Origin of the sequence: Vibrio proteolyticus NBRC 13287 (genome assembly GCF_000467125.1) — a bacterium.
GTDB classification, from domain to species: domain Bacteria; phylum Pseudomonadota; class Gammaproteobacteria; order Enterobacterales; family Vibrionaceae; genus Vibrio; species Vibrio proteolyticus.
Map to the genome: position 1 here is coordinate 117,888 of NZ_BATJ01000013.1, position 13,448 is coordinate 131,335.

12 protein-coding genes are annotated in these 13,448 nt (G+C 51.2%); 1 reads left to right on the forward strand and 11 read right to left on the reverse strand.

Features of this window, described 5'->3' with window-relative positions:
• Window positions 1-4: 4 nt before the first annotated feature.
• The 10 genes from atpA to VPR01S_RS16105 all read right to left on the reverse strand — a co-directional run bounded on the left by atpA (window position 5) and on the right by VPR01S_RS16105 (window position 10,461).
• On the reverse strand, window positions 5-1,543 hold the full coding sequence (gene atpA / locus VPR01S_RS16055) for a F0F1 ATP synthase subunit alpha (protein ID WP_021706417.1): 1,539 nt from the start codon (window positions 1,541-1,543) through the stop codon (window positions 5-7).
• A gap of 12 nt (window positions 1,544-1,555) precedes the next feature.
• Window positions 1,556-2,098, reverse strand: coding sequence for a F0F1 ATP synthase subunit delta (locus VPR01S_RS16060; protein WP_021706418.1), 543 nt, complete (start codon window positions 2,096-2,098; stop codon window positions 1,556-1,558).
• An 8-nt stretch (window positions 2,099-2,106) separates the two neighbouring features.
• Window positions 2,107-2,577, reverse strand: a complete 471-nt coding sequence (locus VPR01S_RS16065; protein WP_021706419.1) for a F0F1 ATP synthase subunit B — start codon at window positions 2,575-2,577, stop codon at window positions 2,107-2,109.
• Window positions 2,578-2,620: 43 nt separating this feature from the next.
• Window positions 2,621-2,857 (reverse strand): F0F1 ATP synthase subunit C, encoded by a 237-nt coding sequence (atpE, locus tag VPR01S_RS16070; RefSeq protein ID WP_004730405.1) that lies wholly within the window; start codon window positions 2,855-2,857, stop codon window positions 2,621-2,623.
• Window positions 2,858-2,906: 49 nt separating this feature from the next.
• Window positions 2,907-3,674, reverse strand: coding sequence for a F0F1 ATP synthase subunit A (atpB, locus tag VPR01S_RS16075; RefSeq protein WP_021706420.1), 768 nt, complete (start codon window positions 3,672-3,674; stop codon window positions 2,907-2,909).
• Window positions 3,675-4,022 (reverse strand): ATP synthase subunit I, encoded by a 348-nt coding sequence (locus VPR01S_RS16080; protein ID WP_245580797.1) that lies wholly within the window; start codon window positions 4,020-4,022, stop codon window positions 3,675-3,677. It abuts the gene before it with no gap.
• A gap of 629 nt (window positions 4,023-4,651) precedes the next feature.
• On the reverse strand, window positions 4,652-6,619 hold the full coding sequence (gene fhuB / locus VPR01S_RS16090) for a Fe(3+)-hydroxamate ABC transporter permease FhuB (RefSeq protein ID WP_021706422.1): 1,968 nt from the start codon (window positions 6,617-6,619) through the stop codon (window positions 4,652-4,654).
• Window positions 6,616-7,542 carry an ABC transporter substrate-binding protein gene (locus VPR01S_RS16095; RefSeq protein WP_040902921.1) on the reverse strand — a complete coding sequence of 309 codons (927 nt, stop codon included), beginning with the start codon at window positions 7,540-7,542 and terminating at the stop codon, window positions 6,616-6,618. Before VPR01S_RS16095 ends, fhuB begins: the two co-directional genes overlap by 4 nt.
• The gene (locus VPR01S_RS16100) at window positions 7,533-8,318 is read right to left on the reverse strand and encodes an ABC transporter ATP-binding protein (RefSeq protein ID WP_021706424.1); all 786 of its coding nucleotides are present in this window, start codon (window positions 8,316-8,318) and stop codon (window positions 7,533-7,535) included. Before VPR01S_RS16100 ends, VPR01S_RS16095 begins: the two co-directional genes overlap by 10 nt.
• A gap of 55 nt (window positions 8,319-8,373) precedes the next feature.
• Window positions 8,374-10,461, reverse strand: a complete 2,088-nt coding sequence (locus tag VPR01S_RS16105; protein ID WP_021706425.1) for a TonB-dependent siderophore receptor — start codon at window positions 10,459-10,461, stop codon at window positions 8,374-8,376.
• A 136-nt stretch (window positions 10,462-10,597) separates the two neighbouring features.
• Here VPR01S_RS16105 and VPR01S_RS16110 point away from each other — a divergent pair, with 136 nt between their 5' ends.
• The gene (locus VPR01S_RS16110; protein WP_021706426.1) at window positions 10,598-12,427 is read left to right on the forward strand and encodes an ABC transporter ATP-binding protein; all 1,830 of its coding nucleotides are present in this window, start codon (window positions 10,598-10,600) and stop codon (window positions 12,425-12,427) included.
• 64 nt (window positions 12,428-12,491) lie between these two features.
• Here VPR01S_RS16110 and VPR01S_RS16115 read toward each other — a convergent pair whose 3' ends face one another.
• Entirely contained in the window at window positions 12,492-13,433 is a 942-nt protein-coding gene (locus VPR01S_RS16115; protein WP_081693189.1) for an NAD(P)-dependent oxidoreductase, read from the reverse strand.
• Between the last annotated feature and the right edge of the window lie 15 nt (window positions 13,434-13,448).

The window sequence follows — 13,448 nt, forward strand, 5'->3', positions numbered from 1 at the left end:
TTGCCTACGAATGCAATGCGGTGAACTCTTTCAGTAAGCTGTGCAGCTCGCTTTCAATCTCATCGTTGTAATCACCAGTGTGGTTAATCGAATCCAATAGCGGTTGGGCATTGGTGTGGGCGTACGCCATCAATTCTTCTTCGAAGGTGGCGATCTGATGGAGATCCACATCGCTCAAATAACCTTTCTCAGCAGAGAAAATGGCCAGCGCCTGCTCTGCCACCGTCATGGGTGAATATTGCTTTTGCTTCATCAGTTCCGTCACTTTCTCACCGTGATCCAGTTGCCGACGGGTGGTTTCATCCAGGTCAGATGAGAACTGCGCAAACGCAGCCAGTTCACGATACTGAGCCAGTGCGGTACGAATGCCGCCCGACAATTTTTTGATCACCTTAGTCTGAGCCGCACCACCGACGCGAGATACCGAGATACCTGGGTCCACCGCAGGACGCAAACCGGAGTTGAACAGCTGGGTTTGCAGGAAGATTTGCCCGTCGGTAATGGAGATAACGTTAGTCGGGACAAACGCCGAGACGTCTCCTGCCTGGGTTTCAATGATTGGCAGAGCGGTAAGCGAACCGGTTTTGCCTTTCACTACCCCAGCGGTAAAACGCTCCACATACTCTTCGCTTACTCGCGCGGCGCGTTCAAGCAAGCGTGAGTGAAGATAAAACACATCGCCCGGAAACGCTTCACGGCCCGGCGGGCGTTTAAGCAACAGCGAAATCTGACGATACGCTACTGCTTGTTTAGACAGGTCATCGTACACAATCAGCGCGTCTTCACCGCGGTCACGGAAATACTCGCCCATCGTACAACCGGCATATGGCGCCAGGTATTGTAGCGCGGCCGCCTCTGATGCCGAAGCCACCACCACTATGGTGTTGTCCAGCGCACCATGCTCTTCCAGTTTGCGGACCACGTTGGCGATGGTCGACGCCTTCTGGCCGATGGCGACGTAAATACATTTTACGCCCAGATCTTTCTGGTTGATGATGGCATCAATGGCCATGGCGGTTTTTCCGGTCTGACGGTCTCCGATGATCAGCTCACGCTGTCCACGACCGATCGGCACCATGGAATCCACCGCTTTGTATCCTGTTTGGATAGGTTGGTCGACCGATTTACGATCAATGACCCCGGGCGCAATCACTTCGACCGGATCCATACGCTCAAACGAGACCGCACCTTTACCGTCAATAGGCTGACCAAGCGTGTTTACGACCCGCCCTAGCAAGCCGGGGCCAACTGGCACCTGCAAAATCCGCCCGGTACCTTTCACTTTCATGCCTTCCGACAGGTCCGCATACGGCCCCATCACGACCGCACCAACCGAATGGCGCTCCAAGTTGAGTGCCAAGGCGAAACGGTGGTCTGGCAGTTCTAACATTTCGCCCTGCATCACCTCGGATAAGCCGTGAATGGTGATGATGCCGTCGCTGACCGAAATGATGGTTCCTTCATTACACGCTTCGCTTTCCAGATTGAAATTAACGATGCGCTCTCTGATTAGTTCACTGATTTCATTTGAATTTAATTGCATTTCTCTTCCCCGTTACGCATGCAGGTTGGTTGCCAGTCGGCTGATGTTCGTCAGCACACTGCCGTCAAAGACGGTTTGGCCGGCTTTGATCACCACACCACCTACAAGGGATGGATCCAGTTGTGTTTCCAAGGTGATGGCTTTGCCATATCTGGCTTTTAACGCCTCACTAAGCTGCATCATCTGGTGCTGTTCTAAAGGCTCAGAAACACACACTGTGACTGTCATGGTGCGTTCATAATCCGCTTTCATGTCACCAAATTGGTTGATCACTTCACTCAGTGCTTTCAGCCGTTTGTTTTCAGCCATGACGCGCAGAAAATTTTCGAAGTACTGGCTGAGCCATTCGCCAGTGGCAAGCAGAATCAAATCCAGTAATGCCTGCTCTGACCCATCCTCTTCCAGCTCACTGAGCAACAAACGGGTATTGGGCTGCGCCAATACAACGTCGCACAGCGCCAGCATTTGCTGCCACTCATCCAGACATGCAGCTTCACAGGCATAATCAAAGGCGGCTTTCGCATAAGGTTGCGCGACCACTGTCAGATCCGACATACGCCCCCCTAGACTTCGCTGATGAAGCGATTCACCAGCTCTCGGTTCGCCGCACTATCGAGGTTGCGACTGATCAGTTTGCTGGCACTGGCGATCACCAGGTCGGCCATTTCATCTTTCAGCTCCTGACGGACTTTGCTGCGTTCCAGCTCCACTTCGGCTTTGCCTTCGGCAACAATGCGGGCTTTTTCCTGCTTCGCCAGATCAACCGCTTCTGCAATCATCTGGTCCTGACGCTGCTTACCCTGATTAATGATCGCCTGAGCCTTCTCACGCGCTTCCGCTACCAGGCTGTCACCATTGGCTTTGGCCAGTTCCAGCTCTTTCGCAGCCTGTTCGGTTTGCTCAAGGCCCTGTGCAATTTCGGCGCGGCGCTCATCGAGCATTTTGACAAGTGGTGGCCAGACGTATTTCATGCACAGCCAGACAAAGATCACGAAGGAGATCGCCTGACCCAGCATTGAGGCATTTAAGTTCATAGCACCCTCACTTCTATAACGTGTTGAAAATGAATAGTTCGAATTACGCTACAGCGAAGATGATGTACAAACCGATACCCACGCCGATCATTGGCACCGCATCCACCAGACCCATCATGATAAAGAACTGAGTTCGCAGCATCGGGGTAAGATCCGGCTGACGAGCCACACCTTCAAGATACTTACCGGCCAGATTACCGATACCTGACGCGGCACCAGCAGCACCCAAACCAATCAGCAGTGCCCCTGCGACATATAGAACTGCGCTAACGATATCCATAACAACTCCTAGAATTGAATTTTTAATTAAGATTTAAAACAGTCAAAAATTAATGTTCTTCTACAGCCATGCCCAAATAAACCACAGTTAACACCATGAATATAAAAGCCTGAAGCACGACAATTAATATGTGAAATAACGCCCATGGTACACTCAGTGCCCATTGCATCCACCAAGGCATTAAAGCAATTAAGATAAAGATCATTTCACCGGCATACATATTTCCAAACAGTCGAAGACCCAATGAAATCGGCTTAGAGATCAATGTCACCAGCTCCAACACCAGATTCACCGGATACAATAACGGATGAGAAAATGGTTGCGTGGTTAATTCTTTAATAAACCCTTTAATACCTTTGTGCTTAAACGTATAACCAAGAACAAGAATAAATACGCCTAACGCCATCGACATCGTAATATTGACGTCCGCAGAAGGTAAATCACGGAAGTGACCCAGACCGAGTTCACGAGTGACGGCCGGAATAAAATCGACAGGTAATAAGTCAATTGCATTCATCAGCAGTACCCAGACAAATATCGTCAGCGCCAGAGGGCCAATCAGCTTATCTTTCGCCTGGAATATTTCTTTCACCATATTGTCGACGAACTCAAACGTCATCTCGATCAAACACTGAAAGCGCCCCGGTACCCCTTTGGTTCCTTTCGTGACTACGTAACGGAACGAAAGAATAAACACCAGACCCAAAATCCAAACCATGATCATAGAATCGATGTTGATGCCAAACCAACCGTTGCCGGTGGTCAGAAAGGTCAGGTGATGCTCAATGTATTCATGAGCAGATTGGACATTCTCCATTTATGCCTTCCTTTCACTCGGGTCTTTAAACATCGGCGTGAAGAAATGGCCAAGCATCGTCACGCTGAATGCAATCAAGACCACGATGTTGCGAAGAGCCATGAATCGAAAGGTCAACACGAACATCACAACGGTGTAGACGATTTTGATATTACGACTCAGGTTCATCAGGTCGCGTAAGCTCTTCTCTGGTTTCAGTTTCGATTTAATGGACGCCATCACCATACCCAGAAGAGATGGCAGAACAGCGATAAGCACACCGGTCAATGCCGATTCTGCACTCAACACTCCATTGCTGAGGTACTCATACCCCATGAATAGACCTCCCAATAACAGTTGAGCTATCACGAGCCTCCGTCCAGCCAACATAATTGCGTTGCTGGTAATATTCGTTTCCATAAACCACCCTAGATTTAATAATTACGAATTAAATTTATGATAAATAAAATTCACAATATTCAACTCATATGATGATAAGAGAAATACAGTGATAAATAAAATTCACAGAAATAAATTTAACTTGATAATTATAATTCACAGAATAAGGATGAAAGGTATAAATAACTCCGTATTCCGTACCCAAATGAATATACACCCATAATTTATTCGATCTAAATCGAAAAACATGAAATTTATCATTTCATTTTTGAAGAAAAAATTAATTTGATATTTAGGTTTTTCGACGATAGATTGAAAAGCAGTCTTTATCAGCATTAAGACGAAAAGCTCAATCACAAGGACGTGATCTCATTTAATAATGAGCACTTACAGGAAGTTATTAAATTGACATAAGAAAATATAATTATTTACGACCGAATTTATCAATAAATTCGGCCATTAACCACATCAAAAACAAATATAATTGTTAATTGATTTTTAATTTAAAAGTATACACCTATAAAAAAGCACACAAGGTATTCATTATTCTTAATCAATACGATGCGTGCTTTTATCAGCAACTTTCTGTTGTAACAACATTAACGGGCTTTGCGCGTCACCATCAACAACAAGAAGTAGCCACCGCCCAGGATCGATACAATAGTTCCAGCCGCAATTTGCATCGGATGCAGCAACACCTGACCAAGCCAGTCTGCCCAAAGCATCAACGTGGCCCCAATCAAGCCGGCAACCAACAATTGCTCCCGTGCCTGCTTCGCCCCCAACATATACGCCATATGTGGCGCGACCAAACCGACAAAAGCGACCGGCCCCATTGTGGCAGTGACCAGCGCGCACATCAGCGCCACCAAGACCAACAACCCTGCGCTCGCCAGTTGAATGCCCAGGCCACGTGCACTGGCAAATTCCCGGCCGATGGAAATCAACGTCAGCCAGCGCGAGGTACACACGGCCACAAAGCACAACACCGATACGGAGCCCATCAACCAGATCGCCTGTTCGGCTTGAACCCGATATGTCGAACCTGACAGCCACAGCAAAATGGTGTAGCTGTCACCACTGCCTTTGGCGAGACAAAATTGCAACAGAGCTTCAATCAAGGCCGTCAGGGCGATCCCGGTGAGCACCAGGCTGGACGGTGCAAAATTGTGTCGGCGTCCAAGAAACAGTAATATCGCCAGAACACTCAGGCTGCCAAACAGCGCAACCGCCCATTGTGCCGAAAACATCCGTTCTCCCAAGACCACGCCCACCAATACCAACGCAAATGTGGCCCCCGACGAGACCCCCAGGATATCCGGGCTGGCCAAAGGGTTGTATATCAATCGCTGCAACACCACACCAGCCATAGCCAGACCTAAACCGGCGAACAGTGCCGTGGTCATTCTTGGCCAGCGCAGCAGCCATTGAAACTCGGTCGGCCACATTATCGCGGCGCCGTGGTCGGTAAACTGAAACCCAAGATGCAGCACCACCCCACCCAGCAACACCAATGCCAGCCCCAACACGCGATGTGTTTTCAGGCGCGCACTACCCTGCGGCAGCGAAACCGCCAGATGATCCTGTGCAGACAATCGACGGCGGCTGAACCAGATGAGTGCTGGAGCACCAATCGCAGCAGCGGTCACACCACTTGGGACCATTTGCCCAATCCAGTCACTGATGACTATAGCCAGTGTATCCGTGATCAGCAGTAACACCGCCCCCAACAGGACACTCGCCCACAGCTCCTGATGCGGGGTACGCGCACCGCAAGCCCGCGCGATATTCGGCGTCAGCAAACCGATAAAAGAGATGATGCCCACCATAGTGATCGACGCCGAAACCAGCCAGATGCCGCCCAGCATTAACGCAAAAAATATCGGCACGACATTCAGTCCGCGCGCCGATGCGCCTTGCTGGCCCAGCCGCATCAAAGTCAGAATACGCGGTGCAAACAACAGTAGTGGCAGCGCCAGAGACAGTTTGGGCAACAACCACAGCAGGTCGTCCCAGCCATTCTGCGCCAAATCTCCCGCGCCCCAGATAAAAATATTCTGCGCAAATTGCTGATTGAGAAGAATAATGCCACTGGCGAACGCACCAAGCAGGATATTGACCACCATGCCGGACACCACCAAAGGTAAACCCGTCATGTTGTTCAGGCCGGTGATGACCACAACCAACCCGAATGCCGCGATCGCGCCGCCCATGGCGGCCAATACACTGTATTGTGCTGCCCAATCGGAAAACCAGACATTCACCACCACCAGCGCCAGCCAGGCGCCCGAAGACGTTCCGAGCGTCAGGGGAGATGTCAATGTATTTTGAGTCAACTGTTGCATTAAACTGCCCGCGAGCCCCAACACGGCGCCAACCACAATGGCCATTATTGCTCGTGGCAGTTGTGCATACACAAAGTGAACGTCGGCGAAACTGTCCACATCCCGACTCATAGTGGCAAGCGACCATTGGACCGGAAAAGTCAGAGCGTTCCCAAACTGGAGACTGATGGCCGCGATCAATACCAAGGCAAAACTGAGAAAAATAAAGTGCTTAGAAGTCATTGCTGCGCGGTGACCTCCAACAGACTGTCCGTCACTGCGTCAGCAATATAACGAATGGACATCGCCCCGCCGTAATTCCAGACCGGACGAACGGCATTGAATTTTCCCGCACGCACAAACGGCAGCGCACGCCACAGAACAGATTGCTCGACCTGTTCACGCTGTGGAAACGGTAGAAAATACAGCACATACGCGCTGTCGATGGACGCCAGTGCCGTGAGGCGCTGTTGTGTTATCCCCCATACGGCATCACGCTGAGGTAATGGCGTGTTTAACCCCAATTGGCGCAGCGCATACTGAGTTGTAGAGTTTTCCGTATACAAATACACGGAGGTCGGGTTGGCAAATCGCATCGCCAGCACCTGCGGAAGCGCATCGCCAAACGCCTGATGCAGTCTCTGTTTCTGCATCATCAGATGCGCGTTTAGTTCCGACAACTTCTGCTCCGCCAGAGCCGCTTTGTCCACCACCTGACTCAGCAAACGAAAATGCGCTATCGCCACCTGAGCACTCTGATCGCTGGCCTGGAAATTAGGCAGATAAAGCACTGGTGCGATGGTTTCCAGCACCGGCACCAGATCTTTTTGGGGTGATGCCGCCAGGATCAAGTCCGGCTTTAGGGCGGCAATTTTTTCCAGATTCGGCTCTGCGCGAGTACCAATATCCGTGATACCAGCCGGAGCCTGAGGTGTCACTACCCACTCCCGATAAGCTGGCAGGTTTGGCGCGCCAACCGGCGTAACGCCAAGCTCCAGCAGCTGTTCCAGCAAGTCCCAGTTGAGCACGACAATGCGCTCCGGCACCTGTGGCAGCACCTGCTCGCCACGCGCGTCCGCAATTCGGATTTCGGCCAGAGCTGAGCCCGACAGCAACGTAAAAAAGAACAAATAGAAATATAAGAAGGCTTTACGAATCATGCACATACTACTGCTAGTTTATTGGTTTTAGAATGAACTGTCGGATGCGGATGGTCGATCAGACGAATGTTGGACTGATAGAGATCCGACAAACGTTTTTCGTCGAGCACCCTGTCAGCGGGGCCTTCAAAGGCTACCTTGCCCTGCTTGAGCGCGATAATGTGTGAGGCATAACGAATGGCCAGATTCAGGTCGTGCAAGATAACGATCACGCCGTGTCCTTGCTGATGGTTGAGTTCTGCCAGCAAAGCCATCAACTGATATTGATGATGCACGTCCAGGGCGGAGGTCGGCTCATCCAGGATCAGCACTGGCGCCTGTTGCGCCAACAACATGGAAACCCAGGCACGTTGACGTTCACCGCCAGACAATTGCTCCGCCAATGTGTCAGCAAAGCGCTCAACACCGGTTTTCTGCATGGCATCAGCAATGATCGTCTGATCGTCACTGCGCCAACGCCCCAGCGTGCCACGCCAGGCAAAACGCCCCAACCGGACCAACTCACGTACCGTCAGACCAGCAGAGGTCGGCAGTTTTTGTGGTAAAAATGCGACCGCTTTGGCCAACTCGCGGCTTTTCAATGCGGCCAGTGACTGATTGTTGAGCAACACCACCCCCAGATCCGGCGCTTGCTGGCCCGATAACAAACTGACCAGCGTCGACTTACCAGAGCCGTTGTGACCCAGAATGACCGTCAGTTGATCGGTCGGCACCCTCAACTCATCAATCGACAATATGGTTCTGCCATCACGTATCATGGCAACATTGGATAAATGGAACATTTTTCGCCCCCTTAAAAGCACAACCGCCCAAGATGGGCGGTTGTTGGCGTAAACATTACCAGCGGTAGTTGGCGCTAAGAACAACTTGTCTCGACTGGCCGTAGTAACAGTAATAGTCACAGCCAGAAATGTACTCTTTGTCCAGCAGATTGGTCGCGTTGATCTGAGCCTGCCATTGTGGGGTGATGTCATAAGAGATCATCGCATCCCACAAGGTGTAGCTCGGTACCGTGCGGTTGCTGCTTTTCGGATTGTCTTTTGTCTCACCGATGTAGCGGACACCCGTCGCGAAGTTCCAGCCATACAGGCCCGCGTTTGCCGCATCGTAATTGATCCAGGTCGACGCGCTGTGACGTGGGATCAATGCCACTGACTTACGACCTTGCCCGTTGGTATCTTCCGTTGTTGCATCGGTATAGGTGTAGCTGGCCGTGAGTTTGATATCTTCCGTCACGTAACCGGCCGCTTCCAGTTCAACGCCTTTTGAACGAACTTCGCCCGACTGAGTTTGTACCGACGTCGATGGATTGGTGACCAGCGCATTCTTCTGTGTCAAATCAAACCAGGCCAGGTTGATGTATCCGTCAAAGAAGTCCGGCGTATATTTCACCCCAACCTCTTGTTGCTGACCTTCCAGAGGCTTGTAAAGCTTACCCGTGGCAAGATCTATCGATCTCAGTACTTCGAACGACTCGGAGTAGCTGACATACGGGGACAATCCGAGCGGCGACAAATACATCACACCGGCGTTGAACGAAAAATTGCCATCATTACGTGACTCACTCTGCGACAGTTTGTCGCTTTCATTGCGCGTTTTCACGTAGTCGTAACGACCGCCAATCACACCCACCCACTGATAGTCCAGCATGGCTTGGTATTGAGCATAGAGACTGGTCTGGGTTTTATTGATACGACGGTCGTGAGCATTGGCCGGATCCAACGGGTTAAAGTTGCCGTACTCCGGATTGAGTGCGTCGATGTCTCCGAAGTTGAAGTTGTCCTCTTCCTTACCTTTGTTTTGGTGGTTCTGGAAATCCACTCCCATTAACACCGTGTTCTCGACCCGGGACGTGTTCCACTTGGCAACGGCTTTGTTATCCACCGTAAAACTGTTGTTGTGCCCATCGCGGAACACGATGCCACGACCGACGACCGTCGATGTGTCACTCGGGAACGCATAAGAACTGCGAAGATACAGATCGTTGTAGGCGTAATTCAGATTTTGCGATAACGTCCAGACATCGCTGGCCTGATGTTCAATCTGATAACCCACCGAAATTTGCGTGCGCTCATACTTATCGTAATCTGGCTCGCCAAGGTTGGTCGACGGGTCAATTTTGCCATCCGGCGTGTTGATGATGGTGCCATAAGCCGGGAAGAAACCATTGGTTGGCACACCTTCATCATGCAGTACCGATGCCAGCAAGATCAGTTGGGTGTTGTCAGAGACATCAATCGCCAGACTCGGTGCCAGATAGTAACGTTTGGTTTCTGTTCCGTTTAGTTCACCGTCAGTGTTTTTCAGCATCCCCACCAGGCGGTAGCGAACGCTGCCGTCATCATTGGCGTAGTCAGAAATGTCAAAACCCACTGCCTGATGGTTGTTGTTCCCTCCCTCCAGATGCAGTTCACCCTGAGGGACATCGGTTGGTTTCTTCTGAACCGCGTTCACCACGCCGCCCGGAGGTGCTTCACCAAACAGAATAGAAGCGGGCCCTTTGATCAGCTCCACGCGCTCCAGACCATAAGGTTCCAATAACCAGGTGTAGTAACCATCTTTGAACAGACGGCTGCCGTCCAGATACGTGGCGGCGTCAAAACCGCGCACTTTGATCCAATCGGTATCGTTGTCAGCACCATAAGGCTGTGACGTCACGCCCGATGTGTAGCGTAACGCTTCATCCAGTTTTTGTGGATTGCGCTGGGCCATATCTTCTTCTGTAACGATTGACACCGCTTTCGGCGTCTCTTCCATCGGCGTTTCGACTTTCAGTGCGGAAGCCGTGACCACCATCGTTTCCATCACCTGAGGTTGTTCCTGTTCGTCAGCAAAAGCATGAGAAACAAGCGCGATTGGCGCGACACCGTAAGCAATTACACGGCGTACCACTGCGGCCAGGATCGTTTTGCGCGCATGAAGCATGGACAAATGACTCCTAAATAAATTGAGAATTATTCTGATTATCTTTAATATTCCTGCGCATTTTACTGATAAATTTCGCAATTAACAGTCACAATGCGAACAAATCTCATTTAAATTTATCTCAGGTCAATTTTCTATGTTCCAATGGTTTGAAAAGCTCACCGCCCCTTTTCCGGAGGAAGAACCCCAGAAGCCGCCGCGCACTCTGTTCGGGTTTTGCCGTCACTACACCCGTGGCTTCGAAAAGCCGCTGGTCATCATGTCATTGCTCAGCGCGTGTGTGGCGATCGCGGAAGTAACGCTGATCCGTTATATGGGTGAACTGGTCGACATTCTCGGCAGCCAAAATCCAGAGACTTTCTGGGCAGATCAGGGCAATCGTTTATGGACCATGGCCGCGTTGGTCGCGATCATCATGCCTGCACTGGCGTTTTTTCACTCCATGATCATGCACCAGACACTGCTGGGTAACTATCCGATGTCGATCCGCTGGCAAGTACACCGCTACCTGCTCAAGCAGAGCGTCGGTTTTTTCCAGCGTGATTTTGCCGGCCGGGTCGCTACCAAGGTGATGCAAAGTGCGCTGGCTGTGCGGGAGACCGTGATGAAGCTGGTCGATGTCATGGTGTACATCAGTGTCTATTTTGTGTCGATGGTATGGATGATGGGCGAATCAGACATGACGCTGATGCTGCCGATCCTAGTGTGGCTGATCGCATATATCTGTATCCAAATCTATTACATTCCACGCATGAAACAGGTGGCTACCGATCAGGCCGATGCCCGTTCACAGATGACCGGCCGGATTGTCGACAGCTACACCAACATCACCACGGTTAAACTGTTTTCGCACTCACAACGTGAGATGGAATACGCTAAGAGCAGCATGGCGACGTTCCTGTCGACCGTCTACCGCCAGATGCGTATGGTGACCTGCCTGCTGTTTTCGGTGGACGCCATCAACTACCTGCTTTTGCTGTCGATTGCCGGATTGTCGATTTTTCTCTGGCTTGATAGTGCAGTGACTGTCGGTGTGATTGCCATCGCCATCAGCATCGCCCTGCGCGTTCAGGGGATGTCAAAATGGATCATGTGGGAGCTGAGTGCCTTGTTTGAAAACATTGGGACCGTTGTGGATGGCATGAACACGATTTCCAACGATGTTGAAATCAAAGATGCACCGAATGCCCGGGAGCTTACCGTGCAACGCGGTGAAATCGAATTCGACGATATCCATTTCCGTTACGGTGACGATAAACCTGTCTTCGATGCGCTCAACCTGCGCCTGAAACCGGGCGAAAAAGTTGGTATTGTCGGACGCTCCGGTGCGGGTAAATCCTCACTGGTCAACCTGCTACTGCGTTTTTACGATGTCCAGTCCGGTGCGATCCGCATTGATGGACAGGATATTTCGCAGGTCTCTCAGGAAGCCCTGCGCAGCCACATCGGCATGATTACGCAGGATACTTCGCTGCTGCACCGCTCTATCCGTGACAACATTCTTTACGGCGATCCTCAAGCCAGTGAAGAGGCGATGATCGAAGCCGCGCGTCAGGCTCACGCCCATGATTTCATTACCACATTGAAAGATGAAGAAGGCCGCTGCGGCTACGATGTACTGGTTGGAGAGCGAGGCGTGAAACTTTCCGGCGGGCAACGCCAGCGGGTGGCGATAGCTCGTGTGCTGCTGAAAAATGCACCGATCCTCATCATGGACGAGGCCACCTCAGCGCTGGATTCAGAAGTAGAAGTGGCAATCCAGGAAAACCTGGAGGTTCTGATGGAAGACAAAACCGTCATCGCGATTGCGCATCGCCTGTCGACCATCGCCGCCATGGATCGCCTGATCGTCATGGATAACGGCCGCATCATCGAACAAGGCAGCCATCAGGAATTGTTGGCCCATAATGGCGTCTACGCACAATTGTGGGCTCATCAGACGGGTGGTTTCCTCGGCGAAGTTTGATCATAACCGCGCTCGCGCGACCCGGTCAGATCCCACAAGGGCCTCCGAATGGAGACCCTTGTAATTATGAGTTCTGTTTAGCCACGGCTTTAAACAGCACCGACGTGTCCATCCGGCCGAGTCCGTCTTGTTGTAAATCGGCGTATTGCTCATCCACCTTACGTGTCAGCGGTAACTCTAATCCGTAACGCTGTGCTTCTTTGAGGCAAAAACCGAGATCTTTGCGCATCCAGTCGATGGCAAAACCAAAATCGAATTTGTCCTGTGCCATTGTGACAGCGCGATTTTCCATCTGCCATGAACCCGCCGCACCGTGCTTGAGCACGTCAACGACCTGTTCAATATCCAGATTGGCTTTCTGAGCCAAAAGTAAAGCTTCACTGAGCCCCTGCAAAATACCGCCAATACAAATCTGGTTGACCATCTTACAACGCTGACCCTGACCGTTCTCCCCCATCAGAGCGACTTGTTTGGCATACGCATCCATGATCGGACGAGCCTGTTGGAACGCATCAGGCTGACCACCGCACATCACGGTCAGCACGCCGTTCTCTGCCCCGGCCTGACCACCCGACACCGGGGCATCCACAAACTGATTCCCTTGTTGATGGCACGCTTGGGCCAGTTCTAGGGCCAGTTCTGCAGACGTTGTCGTGTGATCAACCAGTACGGCACCTGATTTGAGGCCAGCTAACACCCCTTCCTCGCCGTAGATGACACTGCGTACATCGTCGTCGTTGCCCACACACACAAACACCACATCGCAGTGGTGAGCGGCGGCTTTCGGGGTGTCGAATGCCTGGCCACCATACTGCCCGGCCCATTGCTGCGCCTTCGCTGACGTACGGTTATAAACCGACGTTTGGTAACCCGCTTGCTGTAAATGACCTGCCATTGGGTAGCCCATGACACCCAGCCCAATAAACGCGACTTTACTTGTTTCCATCTCTGATTTCTCCCGCCGATTAGCCGTTATCCATTTTGATTGTGCTGAATATCTAAGCATCGACATTGACATATG

What these genes read in the sequence shown, in the direction of transcription:
- fhuB (WP_021706422.1), bottom strand. Translation starts at nt 6,619, where the DNA reads ATGACTTCTAAGCACTTTATTTTTCTCAGTTTTGCCTTGGTATTGATC.
- VPR01S_RS16100 (WP_021706424.1), bottom strand. Translation starts at nt 8,318, where the DNA reads ATGTTCCATTTATCCAATGTTGCCATGATACGTGATGGCAGAACCATA.
- VPR01S_RS16110 (WP_021706426.1), top strand. Translation starts at nt 10,598, where the DNA reads ATGTTCCAATGGTTTGAAAAGCTCACCGCCCCTTTTCCGGAGGAAGAA.
- VPR01S_RS16065 (WP_021706419.1), bottom strand. Translation starts at nt 2,577, where the DNA reads ATGAACTTAAATGCCTCAATGCTGGGTCAGGCGATCTCCTTCGTGATC.
- atpE (WP_004730405.1), bottom strand. Translation starts at nt 2,857, where the DNA reads ATGGATATCGTTAGCGCAGTTCTATATGTCGCAGGGGCACTGCTGATT.
- VPR01S_RS16095 (WP_040902921.1), bottom strand. Translation starts at nt 7,542, where the DNA reads ATGTGCATGATTCGTAAAGCCTTCTTATATTTCTATTTGTTCTTTTTT.
- VPR01S_RS16115 (WP_081693189.1), bottom strand. Translation starts at nt 13,433, where the DNA reads ATGCTTAGATATTCAGCACAATCAAAATGGATAACGGCTAATCGGCGG.
- atpA (WP_021706417.1), bottom strand. Translation starts at nt 1,543, where the DNA reads ATGCAATTAAATTCAAATGAAATCAGTGAACTAATCAGAGAGCGCATC.
- atpB (WP_021706420.1), bottom strand. Translation starts at nt 3,674, where the DNA reads ATGGAGAATGTCCAATCTGCTCATGAATACATTGAGCATCACCTGACC.
- VPR01S_RS16105 (WP_021706425.1), bottom strand. Translation starts at nt 10,461, where the DNA reads ATGCTTCATGCGCGCAAAACGATCCTGGCCGCAGTGGTACGCCGTGTA.
- VPR01S_RS16060 (WP_021706418.1), bottom strand. Translation starts at nt 2,098, where the DNA reads ATGTCGGATCTGACAGTGGTCGCGCAACCTTATGCGAAAGCCGCCTTT.